Origin of the sequence: Mycobacterium sp. 852013-51886_SCH5428379 (genome assembly GCF_001665575.1) — a bacterium.
Classification (GTDB): Bacteria; Actinomycetota; Actinomycetes; order Mycobacteriales; family Mycobacteriaceae; genus Mycobacterium.
On the sequence record NZ_LZSU01000018.1, the window covers coordinates 144,175 to 160,661 of the forward strand.

At 67.3% G+C, this 16,487-nt stretch carries 15 protein-coding genes; 4 read left to right on the top strand and 11 right to left on the bottom strand.

Translation table 11 applies throughout. The annotated features are described in order from the left end of the window. Positions 1–74: 74 nt before the first annotated feature. Positions 75–1,361: an isocitrate lyase gene (gene aceA / locus A5757_RS07365; protein ID WP_066830826.1), complete on the bottom strand. Its 1,287-nt coding sequence runs from the start codon at positions 1,359–1,361 to the stop codon at positions 75–77. A gap of 272 nt (positions 1,362–1,633) precedes the next feature. Continuing rightward, complete coding sequence (locus tag A5757_RS07370) at positions 1,634–2,410, bottom strand: acyl-[acyl-carrier-protein] thioesterase (RefSeq protein ID WP_197497289.1); 777 nt, start codon at positions 2,408–2,410, stop codon at positions 1,634–1,636. Between the two features lie 175 nt (positions 2,411–2,585). On the opposite strand from A5757_RS07370, the gene ramB reads away from it, so the two are divergent. Together ramB and A5757_RS07380 are read left to right on the top strand one after the other, a co-directional pair. Beyond that, on the top strand, positions 2,586–4,022 hold the full coding sequence (gene ramB / locus A5757_RS07375) for an acetate metabolism transcriptional regulator RamB (protein WP_066830830.1): 1,437 nt from the start codon (positions 2,586–2,588) through the stop codon (positions 4,020–4,022). A 26-nt stretch (positions 4,023–4,048) separates the two neighbouring features. After that, positions 4,049–4,600, top strand: a complete 552-nt coding sequence (locus tag A5757_RS07380) for a carboxymuconolactone decarboxylase family protein (protein WP_066830832.1) — start codon at positions 4,049–4,051, stop codon at positions 4,598–4,600. 51 nt (positions 4,601–4,651) lie between these two features. Here the strand turns inward: A5757_RS07380 and A5757_RS07385 are convergent, their stop codons facing one another. From A5757_RS07385 to A5757_RS07425, 9 genes are read right to left on the bottom strand one after another with little or no spacing between them, the layout of a single operon-like run. Further along, positions 4,652–4,921: a hypothetical protein gene (locus tag A5757_RS07385; RefSeq protein WP_066830834.1), complete on the bottom strand. Its 270-nt coding sequence runs from the start codon at positions 4,919–4,921 to the stop codon at positions 4,652–4,654. Beyond that, on the bottom strand, positions 4,918–6,312 hold the full coding sequence (lpdA, locus tag A5757_RS07390) for a dihydrolipoyl dehydrogenase (RefSeq protein WP_066830879.1): 1,395 nt from the start codon (positions 6,310–6,312) through the stop codon (positions 4,918–4,920). Before lpdA ends, A5757_RS07385 begins: the two co-directional genes overlap by 4 nt. A 31-nt stretch (positions 6,313–6,343) precedes the next feature. Beyond that, the gene (locus tag A5757_RS07395; protein ID WP_066830836.1) at positions 6,344–6,889 is read right to left on the bottom strand and encodes a hypothetical protein; all 546 of its coding nucleotides are present in this window, start codon (positions 6,887–6,889) and stop codon (positions 6,344–6,346) included. After that, entirely contained in the window at positions 6,882–7,160 is a 279-nt protein-coding gene (locus tag A5757_RS07400) for a putative holin (RefSeq protein WP_066830838.1), read from the bottom strand. Before A5757_RS07400 ends, A5757_RS07395 begins: the two co-directional genes overlap by 8 nt. A gap of 29 nt (positions 7,161–7,189) precedes the next feature. Continuing rightward, positions 7,190–7,681, bottom strand: a complete 492-nt coding sequence (locus tag A5757_RS07405; protein WP_066830840.1) for a DUF779 domain-containing protein — start codon at positions 7,679–7,681, stop codon at positions 7,190–7,192. After that, positions 7,682–9,205 (bottom strand): aldehyde dehydrogenase, encoded by a 1,524-nt coding sequence (gene adh, locus A5757_RS07410; RefSeq protein WP_066830842.1) that lies wholly within the window; start codon positions 9,203–9,205, stop codon positions 7,682–7,684. Then, positions 9,202–10,518 (bottom strand): GAF domain-containing protein, encoded by a 1,317-nt coding sequence (locus A5757_RS07415; protein WP_066830844.1) that lies wholly within the window; start codon positions 10,516–10,518, stop codon positions 9,202–9,204. The genes adh and A5757_RS07415 overlap by 4 nt, the downstream gene beginning before the upstream one ends. Positions 10,519–10,561: 43 nt before the next feature. Further along, positions 10,562–11,359, bottom strand: coding sequence for an acetoin reductase (locus A5757_RS07420; RefSeq protein WP_066830846.1), 798 nt, complete (start codon positions 11,357–11,359; stop codon positions 10,562–10,564). Then, positions 11,359–12,411, bottom strand: coding sequence for a 2,3-butanediol dehydrogenase (locus tag A5757_RS07425; protein ID WP_066830847.1), 1,053 nt, complete (start codon positions 12,409–12,411; stop codon positions 11,359–11,361). Before A5757_RS07425 ends, A5757_RS07420 begins: the two co-directional genes overlap by 1 nt. 112 nt (positions 12,412–12,523) lie before the next feature. Here A5757_RS07425 and A5757_RS07430 point away from each other — a divergent pair, with 112 nt between their 5' ends. After that, the gene (locus A5757_RS07430; RefSeq protein WP_066830848.1) at positions 12,524–14,338 is read left to right on the top strand and encodes an NAD(P)/FAD-dependent oxidoreductase; all 1,815 of its coding nucleotides are present in this window, start codon (positions 12,524–12,526) and stop codon (positions 14,336–14,338) included. Positions 14,339–14,362: 24 nt separating this feature from the next. Continuing rightward, a complete protein-coding gene (locus tag A5757_RS07435) occupies positions 14,363–16,357 on the top strand; it encodes a prolyl oligopeptidase family protein (protein WP_066830849.1) in 1,995 nt (664 codons plus the stop codon). The last annotated feature ends 130 nt before the right edge of the window (positions 16,358–16,487 follow it).

Below are 16,487 nucleotides of genomic sequence, written 5' to 3' on the forward strand. Positions count from 1 at the left end.
CTTCCTAACAGACAACGAACGCACGGTCACCGACACGTCGGAACGTGCGGCGACCGTGCGCTCGGCGAACGGGTTTAGTGGAACTGGCTGCTCTCGGTCGAACCGGTCAGCGCGGTGGTCGAGCTGTTCGGGTCGACGGTGGTGGCGATCCGGTCGAAGTAGCCGGCGCCGACCTCGCGCTGGTGCTTCGTGGCGGTGTAACCGCGCTCCTCGGCGGCGAACTCGCGCTCCTGCAGTTCGACGTAGGCGGTCATCTGGTTGCGGGCGTAGCCGTAGGCCAGATCGAACATCGAGTAGTTGAGCGCGTGGAAGCCGGCCAGCGTGATGAACTGGAACTTGAAGCCCATGGCGCCGAGCTCCTTCTGGAACTTCGCGATCGTCGCGTCGTCCAGGTGCTTGCGCCAGTTGAACGACGGCGAGCAGTTGTAGCTCAGCATCTGATCCGGGAACTCGGCCTTGACGCCCTCGGCGAACTTGCGGGCCAGCTCCAGGTCCGGCGTGCCGGTCTCCATCCAGATCAGGTCGGAGTACGGCGCGTAGGCCTTGGCGCGGGCGATGCACGGCTCGAGGCCGTTCTTGACCCGGTAGAACCCTTCCCTGGTCCGCTCACCGGTGATGAACGGCTGATCGCGCTCGTCGACGTCGGAGGTGATCAGGGTGGCGGCCTCGGCGTCGGTGCGGGCGATCACCAGGGTCGGCACGTCGGCGACGTCGGCCGCGAGGCGGGCGGAGGTCAGGGTGCGGATGTGCTGCTGGGTCGGGATCAGCACCTTGCCACCGAGGTGGCCGCACTTCTTCTCCGAGGCCAGCTGGTCCTCCCAGTGCGAACCGGCGACGCCGGCGGCGATCATCGCCTTCTGCAGTTCGTAGACGTTCAGCGCGCCACCGAAGCCGGCCTCACCGTCGGCGACGATCGGGGCGAGCCAGTTCTCGACCGAGGTGTCGCCCTCGACCTTGGCGATCTGGTCTGCACGCATCAGCGCGTTGTTGATACGGCGGACGACCTGCGGCACCGAGTTGGCCGGGTACAGGCTCTGGTCGGGGTAGGTGTGGCCGGACAGGTTGGCGTCGCCGGCAACCTGCCACCCGGACAGGTAGATGGCCTTGAGACCCGCGCGGACCTGCTGGACGGCCATGTTGCCGGTCAGCGCGCCCAGGGCGTTGACGTACTCGAGGTCGTGCAACTGGTTCCAGAGCACCTCGGCACCGCGGCGGGCGAGGGTGTTCTCCTCGACGACGGTGCCCTGCAGGGCGACGACGTCCTCGGCGGAGTACTCGCGGGTGATGCCCTTCCACCGGGGGTTGGTGTCCCAGTCCTTCTGGATCTCTTCGGGTGTCTTCGGCTGGCCAACGGTCGACATTGACTGCTCCTTCGGTTTTCTGGACATCGCCGCGGTGTTACCGGACCGACTGCCCGGTTTGTTAACACCTCAACGTTGCACTGGTTCGCTACAACGAGGATGCCTCATGGCATAACCGCAGGTCCACCCGTTTATGTTGCCAATTTTCGCCAACCATTCGCAGTAACTTGCGAAGGTTGCGAAGATCACCGAGAGCTTTACCGGTTCAGTAGTTACCCATCGGTAACGAGTTTCCGCAGGTCAGTACGCCCGTACTGTTAAACCTGGGAAGCTCACAGGGAGAAGAGACAGGCGACCGCTTTGGTCTCCTCGCCGACCACATATGTGAGCGTTGTAACAGTCTTGTCGACGAGATCCGGGCCGAACGTGTCGGTCGAACCCGGCGGGTGGACGTGGCTGATGATCTCGAGCTTGTCGCCGAGAGCCACCGGAAGGTCGTGTTCGATGGTCACCCGAAGTGGCCCCGCGAGCATCTCGGGGTGGTGATGCAGGTAGTCCTCGACCACCGACCAGTACACCGAGTTGTTCATGTGGTCGAAGATGTCGATGTCGCTCACCCGCACCGGATACTCGCGAATCTCCTGGGCGTCGTCCCGGCTGCCGGCGGTCAGGTAGGCCTTCCAGCGCAACCGATTGACGTCGGTCGTGCGCTGCAGGCCGGCGATGAAGTCGTCGGCGATGCGGGCCGGGCCCTGGGTCTCACGGTTGATGTTGATCCAAAACGCCTCAGATTCCATCAGCCCGCCCTTGCGTCCATCGATGCGCACCCGCATCTCGCACCACCGGTTCGACGTCCCCGAGCACCAGCGGCGCAACCGCAACATGTCCTGGAACTCGATCGGGCGGATCAGGTCGATCATCGTGCGGCGCACGATCCACAGCGGATGCGTCTCCTCGAAGCCGAGCTCCCGCAGATGATCGGATCCGATGTCCTGGATGTGCCGGGTGGCTGCGTCGAATTTCAGCCGCCCCGTGCGGTCGACGTCGGCGACCCGCAACGGCCAGCCGGTGTCGAACACGTCGGGATGCGGATCCGGGACGGGCATCATGACCTTGGCCAGACCCGTCGTCCCTGTCGACGTCGCACCACTCACTTGAGAACCTCCTCGAACCGCCTCGCGTGACTTTGCCAGGCGGCCCCGATCCTGCCACAGCAGCTGCGCTGCCAAGTCTGCGAAGCAGATTCTTCGCAGCGGTGCTAGTCCGCCGGTAGCCTGGTTCACCGTGGCGAAAACGTTCGTCGGCGCGCGCGTCCGGCAGCTGCGTGGAGAGCGCGGATACAGTCAGGCCGCGCTGGCACAGATGCTCGACATCTCCCCCAGTTACCTCAACCAGATCGAGCACGACGTCCGGCCGCTGACGGTGGCGGTGCTGCTGCGCATCACCGAGGTTTTCGGGGTGGATGCCACCTTCTTCGCCTCCCAGGACGACACCCGCCTGATCGCCGAGCTGCGCGAGGTCGTGATGGACCGCGATCTCGCCGTCGACGTGGAACCGTCCGAGGTCGCCGAGGTGGTCGCGGCCCACCCGACGCTGGCGCGGGCGATGGTCAACCTGCACCGGCGCTACCGGCTGACCACCATGCAGCTCGCCGCCGCCACCGAGGACCGCTACAGCGGTGTCGGGATGGGAGCCAGCGGAAGCGGTTCGATCACGATGCCGCACGAGGAGGTGCGCGACTACTTCTATCAGCGGCAGAACTATCTGCACGAACTCGACAGCGCCGCCGAGGATCTCACCGTCCGGATGCGGATGCACCGCGGCGATCTGGCCGGCGAGCTGTCCAACCGGCTGACCACCGTGCACGGTGTGCACATCGTGCGGCGCATCGACCTTGGCGACACCGTGCTGCACCGCTATCTGCCCGACACCAAGACCCTCGAGATCAGCAGCCATCTGTCGGCCGGTCAGCAGATCTTCAAGATGGCCACGGAGCTGGCGTATCTCGAATTCGGCGACCTCATCGACAAGATGGTCGACGAGGGCATGTTCACCAGCGAGGAATCCCGCACACTGGCCCGTCTCGGCCTGGCCAACTACTTCGCCGCCGCCACGGTGCTGCCCTACCGGCAGTTCCACGACATGGCCGAGAACTTCCGCTACGACGTCGAACGCCTGTCGGCGTTCTACTCGGTCAGCTACGAGACCATCGGCCACCGGTTGTCGACGCTGCAGCGGCCGTCGATGCGCGGGGTGCCGTTCTCGTTCGTCCGGGTGGACCGCGCGGGCAACATGTCGAAACGCCAGTCCGCCACGGGTTTTCACTTCTCGTCCAGCGGCGGCACCTGCCCGCTGTGGAACGTTTACGAGACGTTCGCCAACCCCGCGAAGATCTCTGTCCAGATCGCCCAGATGCCCGACGGCCGAAACTACCTGTGGGTGGCACGGACGGTGGAACGGCGGGCCTCGCGTTACGGACAACCCGGAAAGACATTCGCGATCGGCCTCGGTTGCGAACTGCGCCACGCGCACCGGCTGGTCTACTCCGAAGGGCTCGACTTGACCGGCGACCCCGATATTCGAGCCACCCCGATCGGCGCCGGCTGCCGGGTGTGCGAGCGCGACAACTGCCCGCAGCGCGCGTTTCCGGCGCTCGGCCGGGCGTTGGATCTCGACGAGCACCGGTCGACGGTCTCGCCCTACCTGGTCAAAAAGCCCTGACGCGGGTGTGTGCCAGACTCGAATACGTGAGCCCCTCCCAGGCACGTATCCCGCCCACCCGCAGCCTGCGTGAACTCGGTCCGATCGGCTGGATCGCGGCCAGGGCGGGCGCCCGTGCAATCCGGGCGCCGCGGTTTCACCTCTTCGATGTGCTGGCTCAGCATCGGCTGCTGTTCCTGGCGTGGCTGCCCTACAGCGGGGTGCTCCTCGGCCCGATGGGCAAACTCTCCCGCCAGGACGCGGAGACGGTGATCCTGCGGGTCGGCCATCTCCGCGGCTGCGAATACGAGCTTCAGCAGCACCGTCGGCTGGCCCGCAGCCGCGGTCTGGACGCCGAGACGCAGGAGAAGATCTTCGCCGGCCCCGACGCCGAGGGCCTGACCGACCGGCAGCGGACGCTCATCACCGCGACCGACGAATTCGTCGTGACGCGCGGGGTGTCACCGGAGACGTGGTCGGCGTTGGCGCGTCACCTGACCAAGCAGCAACTGATCGAGTTCTGCATGCTGGCAAGCCAGTACGACGGGCTGGCCGCTACCATCACCACGCTGCAGGTGCCGCTCGACTTCCCCGACTAGCGGCGACCCGGGGTCAGAGGATCCGGCGGGCAGGAGCGAAGCGACCCGGGGTCATAGGTACGTCACGCACAGGACCACGAGGGAGAGCAGTACCGGCGACACCGGCAGCCCCCACAGGAACGCGGCCGCCGGGCGCGACTTGCGCTGGTACAGCCGCCACCCGAGCCATCCGGCCCCGGCGGCGAGCACCAGCGACACGGCCGCCACCACCAGCACCCAGGTGCTGACGTCGGACGCGTTTGTGGCCAGTGTGATGGCGATCAGCCACAGGATGTGGCCGACCACCAGTCCGCCGACACCGGCGACGATCTCGTTTCTCAAAAGTTGATCATGTGGCCGACCAGACCGTGGAAGCACTCCTGCAGCGCTTCCGACATGGTCGGGTGGGTGTGCACGTTGCGGGCGAGTTCGCTCGCGGTCAGATCCCACTTCTGAGCCAGCGTCAGCTCCGGCAGCAGCTCGGAGACGTCGTGCCCGATCAGGTGCCCACCGATCAGCTCACCGTACTTCTTGTCGGCGATGAGCTTGACGAAGCCGCTGGGATCCCCCATCCCGTGCGCCTTGGCGTTCGCGGTGAACGGGAATTTCGCGACCACCACGTCGTAACCCTCGTCGCGCGCCTGCTCCTCGGTGAGCCCGAAGCTGGCGACCTGCGGCTGACAGAACGTCGCGCGCGGCATCATGCGGTAATCGCCCAGCGGCAGCGTCTCGGCGCCGGCGATGGTCTCGGCGGCCACCACACCCATCGCCTCGGCGACGTGGGCCAGCTGCAGCTTGCCGGTGACGTCGCCGATCGCGTAGACGCCCTTGACGTTGGTGCGCATGTAGTCGTCGATCGCGATACCGCCGCGGTCGGTCAGCTCCACCCCGGTCTTCTTGAGGTCGTAGCCGTCGACGTTGGGCACGAACCCGATCGCCTGCAGCACCTTGTCGGCCTTGAGCTCCTGGGATTTGCCGTCCTTGCTGACGGTGACGGTCACCGATTCGCCGTCATCTTCGATCGACTCGACCTTGGTGCCGGTGAGGATCTTGACGCCCAGCTTCTTGTACTGCTTCTCGATCTCCTTCGAGACCTCGGCGTCCTCGTTGGGCAGCGCGCGGGGCAGGAACTCCACGATGGTGACGTCGACGCCGTAGTTCTTCATGACGTACGCGAACTCCATACCGATCGCGCCCGCGCCGGCGATGATGATCGAGGAGGGCAGCTCGCGCTGCATGATCTGCTCTTCGTAGGTGATGACGTTCTTCGACAGTTTCGTCCCGGGCACCAGCTTGGTGTGCGCCCCGGTGGCGATGATGACGTTGTCGAACGTGACGGTCTCGGTATCGCCCTCGTTCAGGTCGACCTCGAGCGTGTGGTCGTCGGAGAACTTGCCGTAACCGTGGATCTCGGTGATCTTGTTCTTCTTCATCAGGAAGTGCACACCGGTGACGCGGCCGTCGGCGACCTTGCGGCTGCGGTCGAACGCCGCGCCGTAGTCGAACGTCGCCTCACCGCTGATGCCGAAGGTCTTGGCCTCCTTGGTGAAGATGTGCGCCAGTTCGGCGTTGCGCAGCAGCGCCTTACTCGGGATGCACCCGACGTTGAGGCACACGCCGCCCCAATATTTGGGTTCGACGACTGCGGTGTTCAGACCGAGTTGGGCGGCGCGGATGGCAGCGACGTACCCGCCGGGGCCCGCGCCGAGAACGACGACGTCATAGTGGGTCACGTACTCCACCCTAGTGGTCCTGGCGACCGACTCAGCGTGCGATCCAACCGAAAACGTAGGCGCCGTACAGCACGGCCGCGCCAACCATCGACGCCAGCGGCGCCGACATCAGCGCCACGGCCAGCGCGGCGAGTCGCGGTCGGTTCTGCACCATCGCCACGAGCAGGCCGGCGACGGTGCAGACCACCAGGTAGACCAGCACGCCGAACACCGACCAGGTCTTGTCGAGATTCGTGTCGGCCACCCACAGGTGGTAGAGCCCGGCCCCGATCGGGACAGCGATCACCCAGACCGCGGCGACGATCAGCGCGAACACCCACCGCTTGAGAAACTGGTAGGTGCTCGGCACGGCGAGCGGCGGCACCGGGGGGATCGCCTTCGACGACCCGGTCTCGGGGTCGAACACCGGATAGACGAACGGCTCCGGCTCGAGGGTCAGGGTCGAGGACGGTGGGGCGGCAGGCGCAGCGGCGGGCATGGGCGCGCTGAAGGCGCCGGTGTCGAACGTCGGCAGGTACGGCGAGGTGGGCTCACCGGAAGTCGATGTCTCGGCGCGGCCGTTCGATCCATCAGCCACCGCGGACCACCTCGATCAGGGCCAGCGTTCCCAGCCACCCCGGTCCGATGGCCAGGACGAACGCCCCCAGCGCCGTCATCCAGCGACGTCCGGAGACCAGGATCAACAACAGGCCGAGAGCACCGGGCACGCCCACCACCAGTGCGATCACCGCATCCGGACGGACGCTTGCGGTGATGAGCATGGTGGCCGTGACCGCGGCGAGCAACCCGACCGCGGCGCCGACCAGCATGGCGCCGGCCAGTACCCAGGTGCGCGGAAGCGGTATCACGCTCCCGACGATAACGCCGGGATGCGCCGCTAACCCTGCACGCGCGCGGCGCGCCCAGGTATCGGACAGGCATCGATTGCCTCGGCCACCACGTCGGCGCGTCCCGCCGGGCGCCGACCCTCGGCGTACTGGGCGCCGGTGACCGGCGGATCCGCGGTCAGCGCCGCGTTCTCGGCGTCGGTGAAGGCGCGGCCACGGGACAGGAACCGCATTCCCTCCGGCGCCTCGAGGCTGAACCCGCCGCCACGGCCGGGCACCACGTCGATCACCAATTGGGTGTGCTTCCAGGTGTCGAACTGCGGTCCGGAGATCCACACCGGCACGCCGTCAGCGCCGACGTCGAGGACCGCGAGCAACACGTCGCGGTCCCCGACGATGAAGTCGCCGTCGGGGTAACACATCGGCGACGACCCGTCACAGCACCCGCCGGACTGGTGGAACATCAGCGCGCCGTGGCGGGCCTGCAGCTTCTCCAGCAGGTCCGCCGCGGCCCGCGTGACGAGCGCCCGGTGCAGTGTCATCTAGAAGAAGCCCTGCGCCTTGTCGCCGTAGCTCACCAGCAGGTTCTTGGTCTGCTGGTAGTGGTCGAGCATCATCTTGTGCGTCTCGCGCCCGATGCCGGACTGCTTGTAGCCGCCGAACGCCGCGTGTGCGGGGTACATGTGATAGCAGTTCGTCCACACCCGGCCGGCTTTGATGTCGCGCCCGGCCCGGTATGCGGTGTTGCCGTCGCGGGACCACACCCCGGCGCCCAGACCGTAGAGGGTGTCGTTGGCCTGGGCGATGGCGTCGTCGTAGTCGCTGAACTTCCCGACGGCCACGACCGGGCCGAAGATCTCCTCCTGGAAGATCCGCATCTTGTTGTGGCCCTCGAAGATCGTGGGCTGGACGTAGAACCCGCCGTTGAGGTCGCCACCGAGTTCGGCGCGCTCACCGCCGGTGACCACCCGCGCACCCTCGTCCTTGCCGATCTCGATGTAGGACAGCACCTTCTCGAGCTGATCATTCGACGCCTGCGAACCGATCATCGTCTCGGTGTCCAGCGGATCGCCCTGGCGCACAGCCTTGGTGCGGATGGCCGCGAGTTCCAGGAACTCGTCGTAGATATCGGCCTGCACCAGGCTGCGCGACGGGCACGTGCACACCTCACCCTGGTTCAGGGCGAACATGGTGAAGCCCTCGAGCGCCTTGTCCTGGTAGTCGTCGTTGGCGGCCATCACGTCGGAGAAGAAGATGTTCGGGCTCTTGCCGCCGAGCTCGAGCGTCACCGGGATCAGGTTCTGCGACGCGTACTGCATGATGAGCCGGCCCGTGGTGGTCTCCCCGGTGAACGCGATCTTGGCGATCCGGTTGCTCGACGCCAGCGGCTTACCGGCTTCGACGCCGAATCCGTTGACCACGTTGAGGACTCCGGCGGGCAGCAGATCCCCGATCAGGTTCATCAGGTAGAGGATCGACGCCGGAGTCTGCTCGGCCGGTTTGAGGACCACGGCGTTGCCCGCGGCCAGCGCGGGTGCCAGCTTCCAGGTGGCCATCAGGATCGGGAAGTTCCACGGGATGATCTGGCCGACGACCCCGAGCGGTTCGTGGAAGTGGTAGGCGACGGTGTCGTCGTCGATCTGGCTCAGTGAACCCTCTTGCGCGCGAAGGGCACCCGCGAAGTAGCGGAAGTGATCGACGGCCAGCGGGATGTCGGCGTTGAGCGTCTCGCGGATGGGTTTGCCGTTGTCCCAGGACTCGGCCAGTGCCAGCGACTCGAGGTTCTGCTCGATGCGGTCGGCGATCTTGAGCAGGATCCCGGCGCGCTCACCGGCGGGCGTCTTCCCCCAGGCGGTGGCCGCGCCGTGGGCGGCGTCGAGTGCTTTGTCGATGTCGGCCTCGGTGGAGCGCGGGATCTCACAGAACGCCTGTCCGGTGACGGGCGTCGGATTCTCGAAGTACTCCCCGCCGGCCGGCGGAACCCATTCTCCCCCGATGAAATTGCTGTAGCGGGACTCGAAGGTCATCAGTGCGTCGGCGGCACCGGGGCGTGCGTACAGGGTCATGCGTTTCCTCCTTGATGGGGTGGATGATCCGGTGGGTCGATGCGCGCGGCGCGGACGACCGGAGCGGTGGATGCCGGTAGGAGTCGCATCCTATCGGCGGGGTAGCGCACGTCGAGGCGTACGGAGTTCGCGATCCGGTACGGCTGGGCGGCGAGCAGACCCACGAACTGCTTCCGCATCCGCGACACCTCGGCTCGCACCGTCACCACCCGCGACGCGTCGCCGTAAAGGTCGCCTGCCAGCTCGGGCGCGGTGCGTCCGCTCGGCCGGATCGACAGGGCGAGAAGGATTTCCGCGTGCCGCAGGCTGAGGTCGTGACGCCAGCCGCCGGCCGGGCCGATCATCTTCAGCGTCGGGGTGTCGGGATTGCTCAGATCCAGCGCGGCCTGCGTCCCTGCCGCCGCCGTCTCCGGGTCGTCGGCCAACCGGACCAGCCAGCCCCCGGGCAACGGGTCGACGTCGCACGGTCCCAGTGCCGGGACGAGCAGCCGGCCGGGGGTGACGTCGCGGGGTAGCGCGATGCGGTGGTGCGGTGGCAGTGAGTCGACCGCGGCGACCCAGCCGTCAGGGTCGACCGCGAGCGCGGGGCTGCCGATGCGGGCGAGGATCGGTGCGGCAACCATGCACAAGCTGTTCAACGTGCGGTTGTGCTGTTCGCGCAGATGCGATTCGGCCAGACGGGCGACGGCGTCGACCAGCGCGACCGTCGTGGGATGCACCGTGGCGGCGGGACCGGAGACATCGACGACGCCGATCACGTGCCCGGTGCGGGGATCCTTGATGGGCGCGCCCGCGCACGTCCACGCGTGGTGGCTGCGCGCGAAGTGCTCTGCGGAGAACACCTGCACCGCCGCGTTGGACATCAGCGCGGTGCCGATTGCATTGGTGCCCACCGCGTTCTCACCCCAGTGCGCGCCCTCGACGAAGCCCAACCGGTCCGCCGAGCTCAGCACCGCACGCGAGCCGGCGCGCCACAGCACCCGGCCCCGCGCGTCGGCGACCACGAGGATGTTGTCGCCCTCGACGATCAGCGATTCCAGGCCGCGGGCGAGGTCGTCGAGCACGGACATCAGACCCGACGACTGGCGCAACTCCTCCAGCGTCGCGCCCTCGACCTCCGGGTCGGGCAGCGTGTCCGGCTCGATGCCGCGGGCCATCAGCCTGCGCCAGGACTCCTCGATGATGCGGCGAGGGCGGGCGGGCGCCCGGTCACCGGCCATGGTGGCGTCGTAGACCGCCGACATGAGGCGGGCGTACTGACGCGGATCCTCCCCCGCTGCGACAGCGGGTTCAGGGACGGGCGGGCGGGGCATCACAGCCGATTGTGCTCCCCGTCACAGCGGCGCGCCAACGCGGTCACCGGTAGACCATGCCGCCGTCGATGAGCCCGGCCTGCCCGGTCATGTAGTCGGCACCGGGTCCGGCGAGGTAGGCGACGAATCCGGCCACGTCCTCGGGCGTCTCCGGCCTGCCGAGCGCGATGGTCGCGGAGAACTTCTCGAACGTCTCGCCCTCGGCGGCACCGGTCAGTTCGGCAAAGCGCCGATCGATCTCCACCCACATGTCGGTGCCCACCACGCCGGGGCAGTACGCGTTGACGGTGATGCCGTCGGCGGCGTGCTCCTTGGCGGCGGCCTGGGTCAGCGCGCGCACCGCGAACTTGGTGGCGCTGTAGGGACCGAGCATCGCGAACCCCTCGTGTCCCGCGATGGACGACGCGTTGATCACCTTGCCGCTCCGGCCCAGCGCCTTGAACTTCGCCACCGCCGCCTGGATACCCCACAGGACGCCGTCGACGTTGATGGCCCAGAGTCGCGCGAGGTCGTCGGGCGTCACCTCGGCGATCGGCCCGACCATCGCTATGCCGGCGTTGTTGACCATGACGTCGAACCCGCCGAGCGCGGACGCCGCATGGTCGACGGCGGCGAACACCGCGTCCCGGTCACTGACGTCGGCAACGAATGTCGTTGTCTTGGCGCCGGACTCGGCGAGCTCGTCGGCCACCCGGCTCAGGCCGCCTTCGGAGACGTCAACCAGCGCCACGTCCGCGCCCTGACGGGCCAATTCGACGGCGATGCCGCGGCCGATGCCGCGTCCGGCGCCGGTGACCAGAGCGACCTTGCCCGCGAGCGGCGCGGGAATCTGCGTTGCCATCAGTGCTCCTTCGTCGGGTCGACGAGGACCTTCATCTTCTCGCCGGCGTGCAGGGCTTCGAATCCTTCGTCGACGACGTCGTCGATGGCGATGGCGCTGACCCATCCGGTGGTGTCGTACGCGCCCCGGGCCATCAGCGCAATGACAGCTTCGAAGTCGGCCGCCGTGTAGCACAGCGAGCCCTGGATGCGGGACTCGTTCATCACGAGGTTCAGCAGCGGGGTGGTCAGCGGCTTCTCGTAGATCGCGACACTCACCATGGGGTTTCGCGCACCGACGCAGGACAGGGCGGTCTCCACAGCGGGCGTCACCCCCGCGGCGTCGAAGACGGCGTCGGCGCCGCGTCCGCGCGTGTGTTCGGCGATGAAGCCGGGCACGTCCACGCCGCCGGAATCGAGGGTGTGCGCGCCGAGTGCTTCGATCGACGCGCGCCTGGTGGCCGACGGTTCGACCACGAAGACGTCCTCGACGCCCTTGCCGCGCAGCGCGAACCAGAGTCCGATGCCGATAGGTCCGGCGCCGAACACGACGGCGGTGTCCCCTGCCCGCACGTCCCCGAGGGTGGCGGCGTGATAGGCCACCGACATCGGCTCGACCAGCGCCCCGAGCTCGAGACTCACGTTGTCGGGCAGGCGGTGCAGCATCGGTGTCGGCACCACGGTGCACTCGGCCATGCCGCCGTCGGACATCAACCCGTGGAAGCCGATCTGAGCGCAGATGTTGTAATTGCCCGCCTGACATGGCGTGCAGTGTCCACATGTGTAGAGCGGTTCGACCGCGACCCGGTCGCCCTCGCTCCAGCCGGAGACGCCGGCGCCCACCTCGGTGATGACGCCGGAGAATTCGTGGCCCATGACCAGCGGCAGTTCGCGCCCGGTCAGCGGGTGCGGTTCGGTGGGGATGAAGATCGGGCCGGCGTAGTACTCGTGTAGATCGGTCCCGCAGATCCCGTTGAAACCCACCTGCACCTTGACGGTGCCCGGACGCGTGTCGGGTTCGGGGACGTCGGCGATCTCGAGCTTGTTGGGTCCGTGGTAGACGGCGGCTTTCATGGCCCCAGTTCTATGTGACCGCGGCCACACCCCGAAAGAGTTGCATGGCGTTGCACGTGCAACGGCGTGCAACCCTTGTGCGGGCATCGCACCGGCGTGTGGGCTGGCTCACATGACACAGACTCTGGAACCCACCACCGATCTGACGCCGCAGCAGCGCGTCGACGCCTGGCTCGCCGACTTCGAGGCCGCGCTGGCGGTGCGCGACATCGAGCGCGTGGTGGCTAAGTTCGCGACCGACAGTTTCTGGCGGGACCTGGTGGCCTTCACCTGGAATCTGAAGACGCTCGAGGGCCGCGACGGCATCGCCGACATGCTGTCCGCACGGCTGGCCGAGACCGCGCCCGCGCGGTTCCGCACCCGGGAGGCCCCGGTGCTCGACGGCAACGTGACCAGCGCGTTCATCGAGTTCGAGACGGCGGTCGGCCGCGGCGTGGGGCATCTGCGACTACGCGGGGACCAGGCGTGGACTCTGCTGACCACCCTGCAGGAGATCAAGGGCCATGAGGAGCGCAAGGGCCCGTCGCGGGTGCTCGGCGCGGTGCACGGCTCGGATCCGGACCCCCGGTCGTGGGCGGAGAAACGAGCCGACGAGGAGGCGGCGCTGGGGCGGACTGTCCAGCCCTACGCGCTCGTCATCGGCGGCGGCCAGGGTGGCATCGCGCTGGGCGCCCGGCTGCGGCAACTCGGGGTGCCGGCCATCGTCGTCGACCGCCACGAGCGGCCGGGAGATCAGTGGCGCAACCGCTACAAGTCGCTGTGCCTGCACGATCCGGTCTGGTACGACCACCTGCCGTATCTGCCGTTCCCGTCGAACTGGCCGGTGTTCGCGCCGAAGGACAAGATCGGCGACTGGCTGGAGTTCTACACCCGGGTGATGGAAGTGCCGTACTGGTCGAAGACGACGTGCCTGTCGGCCTCCTTCGACTCCGGCACCCACACGTGGACCGTCGAGGTCGACCGGGACGGCGAGCGGCTGACGCTGCGTCCGACGCAGTTGATCCTGGCCACGGGAATGTCGGGGAAGCCGAACGTGCCGGTCCTGCCGGGCGAGGACGTGTTCCGCGGCGAACAGCACCACTCCAGCGCACACCCCGGACCGGACCGCTACCTCGGCAAGCGCGCGGTAGTGATCGGGTCGAACAACTCCGCGCACGACATCTGCAAGGCGCTCGTCGAGAACGGCGTCGACACGACGATGGTGCAGCGGTCCTCGACGCACATCGTCAAATCGGATTCGCTGATGGACCTCGGTCTCGGCGACCTCTATTCAGAGCGGGCGCTGGCCGCGGGGATGACGACGGAGAAGGCGGATCTGACGTTCGCCTCCCTGCCGTACCGGATCATGCACGAGTTCCAGAAGCCGATCTACGACGCGATCCGCGAGCGGGACCGCGACTTCTACGACCGGCTGGCCGCTGCTGGTTTCGAATTGGATTGGGGGGATGACGATTCCGGGTTGTTCATGAAGTACCTGCGCCGCGGTTCGGGCTACTACATCGACGTCGGGGCCTGCGATCTGGTGGCCGACGGGACGATCAAGCTCAGGCAGGGTCAGGTGTCGCATCTGACGGAGGATTCGGTGGTGCTGGCCGACGGCACGGTTCTGCCCGCCGATGTCGTGGTCTACGCGACGGGCTACGGCTCGATGAACGGCTGGGCCGCCGATCTGATCGGCCAGGAGGTGGCCGACAAGGTCGGCAAGGTGTGGGGTCTGGGTTCGGCGACCACCAAGGATCCGGGCCCGTGGGAGGGCGAACAGCGGAACATGTGGAAGCCCACGCGTCAGGAGAACCTCTGGTTCCACGGCGGGAACCTGCATCAGTCGCGGCACTACTCGCTGTATCTGGCGCTGCAGCTCAAGGCGCGGTTCGAGGGGTTGCCGACGCCGGTGTACGGGATGCAGGAGGTGCATCACCTGAGCTGAGCTCACGCAGGCGACAATGGGTAGGTGGCTGACGACGCATACCTGTGGCTCGAGGACGTAACCGGCGACGACGCCCTGGACTGGGTGCGACAGCACAACGACCCGACCTTGGCCGACCTCGGTGGGGACCGCTTCGAGCAACTGCGCACCGAGGCGCTCGAGGTACTCGACACCGACGCGCGGATCCCGTATGTCCGGCGCCGCGGTGAGTACCTGTACAACTTCTGGCGCGATGCGGCCAACCCGCGCGGGCTGTGGCGGCGCACCACCCTGGACAGCTACCGGACCGAGGAGCCGGACTGGGAGGTCGTGATCGATGTCGACGCCCTCGCCCGCGCCGACGACGAGAACTGGGTGTGGGCGGGTGCGGGGGTGCTGGAGCCGGAGCACACGCGGGCACTGGTCAGTCTGTCGCGCGGTGGCGCGGATGCCGCGATTGTCCGCGAATTCGACATGCTGACAGGCGAATTCGTCGACGGAGGCTTCGAACTGCCCGAAGCGAAGACCCAGATCGACTGGGAGGACGCCGACACCGTACTTCTGGGCACCGACTTCGGCGAGGGCTCGCTGACCGAATCCGGGTATCCGCGACTGGTCAAGCGGTGGCGGCGCGGTACGCCACTCGTCGAGGCCGAGACGGTGTTCTCCGGCAACGCAACCGACGTCATCGTCGCCGCGTCGGTCGATCGCACACCAGGATTCTCGCGGACCATGGTGAGTCGCGCGATCGACTTCTTCAACGACGAGGTCTACGAACTGCGCGGCGGTGAGCTCCTGCGCATCGAGGCACCGACCGACGCCACGGTGTCGGTGCACCGGGAGTGGTTGCTGATCGAGTTGCGCACCGACTGGGGCGCCCACCGGGCAGGTTCGCTTCTGGCTGCCAATTACGACAAATTCCTCTCCGGCGCAGCGGATATGGTGACGGTGTTCGAGCCCGATGCGCACACCTGCCTGCACCACTACGCATGGACCCGTGACCGGCTCGTCGTCGTCACGCTCGCGGACGTCGCGAGCCGCGTCGAGGTGTACACGCCCGGGGAGTGGACGGCCCAACCGGTTCCCGGACTGCCGGAGAACACCAACACCGTGATCGTCGCTGCCGATGATCTCGGTGACGAGATCTTCCTGGACTCAAGCGGATTCGACACGCCGTCACGACTGCTACACGGCTCCGCCGGCGGTACGTTGACCGAGATCAAGCGGGCGCCGTCGTTCTTCGATGCCGCTGATCTGACGGTCGATCAGCACTTCGCGACGTCGGCCGACGGCACCAGGATCCCCTACTTCGTGGTGGGGCACCGTCATCAGCAGACGCCCGGGCCGACGCTGCTGGGCGGATATGGCGGATTCGAGGTGTCGCGGACACCGGGCTACGACGGCGTGCTGGGTCGGTTGTGGCTGTCGCGCGGCGGAACGTACGTGCTGGCGAACATCCGTGGCGGCGGCGAGTACGGACCGACGTGGCACACCCAGGCGATGCGGGAGGGCCGTCACCTCGTCGGCGAGGACTTCGCCGCGGTGGCCGCAGATCTCGTGGAACGCGGAATCACGACGGTCGAGCAGCTGGGTGCGCAGGGCGGCAGCAACGGCGGTCTGCTGATGGGCGTCATGCTCACGCAGTATCCGGAGCGGTTCGGAGCGCTGGTGTGCAGCGTGCCTCTGCTCGACATGCGGCGGTTCCACCTGCTGCTGGCCGGGGCGTCGTGGGTGGCCGAATACGGCAACCCGGACGAGCCGGACGACTGGGAGTTCATCTCGAAATACTCTCCCTATCAAAACATCTCGACGGCTTCCGACCGCCGCTATCCCCCGGTTCTGATCACCACCTCGACGCGTGACGACCGGGTGCATCCCGGCCATGCGCGGAAGATGACGGCAGCGCTCGAGGACGCCGGACAGCCGGTGCAGTATTACGAGAACATCGAGGGTGGCCACGGTGGCGCGGCGGACAATTCGCAGGCGGCGTTCCGCGCGGCGCTGATCTACGAGTTCCTCTGGCGGAAGCTGGGTCGCTGAACTCCCCAGGGGTTGTGGATAACTCGTTGGCGTGTCAGCGGTTTCGACTACACTCGAAACTATGTTCGATACGGTGTTCGCGGGGCGAGACGACGCCGCGCTGATCGCTGTCATCGACCAGTCCGCCCGC

Excerpts from the sequence above, each read along its gene's own strand:
- aceA (WP_066830826.1), bottom strand. The coding sequence starts at position 1,361 with ATGTCGACCGTTGGCCAGCCGAAGACACCCGAAGAGATCCAGAAGGAC.
- A5757_RS07370 (WP_197497289.1), bottom strand. The coding sequence starts at position 2,410 with ATGATGCCCGTCCCGGATCCGCATCCCGACGTGTTCGACACCGGCTGG.
- A5757_RS07405 (WP_066830840.1), bottom strand. The coding sequence starts at position 7,681 with ATGACACTGCACCGGGCGCTCGTCACGCGGGCCGCGGCGGACCTGCTG.
- adh (WP_066830842.1), bottom strand. The coding sequence starts at position 9,205 with ATGACCCTGTACGCACGCCCCGGTGCCGCCGACGCACTGATGACCTTC.
- A5757_RS07415 (WP_066830844.1), bottom strand. The coding sequence starts at position 10,518 with ATGCCCCGCCCGCCCGTCCCTGAACCCGCTGTCGCAGCGGGGGAGGAT.
- A5757_RS07420 (WP_066830846.1), bottom strand. The coding sequence starts at position 11,359 with ATGGCAACGCAGATTCCCGCGCCGCTCGCGGGCAAGGTCGCTCTGGTC.
- A5757_RS07425 (WP_066830847.1), bottom strand. The coding sequence starts at position 12,411 with ATGAAAGCCGCCGTCTACCACGGACCCAACAAGCTCGAGATCGCCGAC.
- A5757_RS07430 (WP_066830848.1), top strand. The coding sequence starts at position 12,524 with ATGACACAGACTCTGGAACCCACCACCGATCTGACGCCGCAGCAGCGC.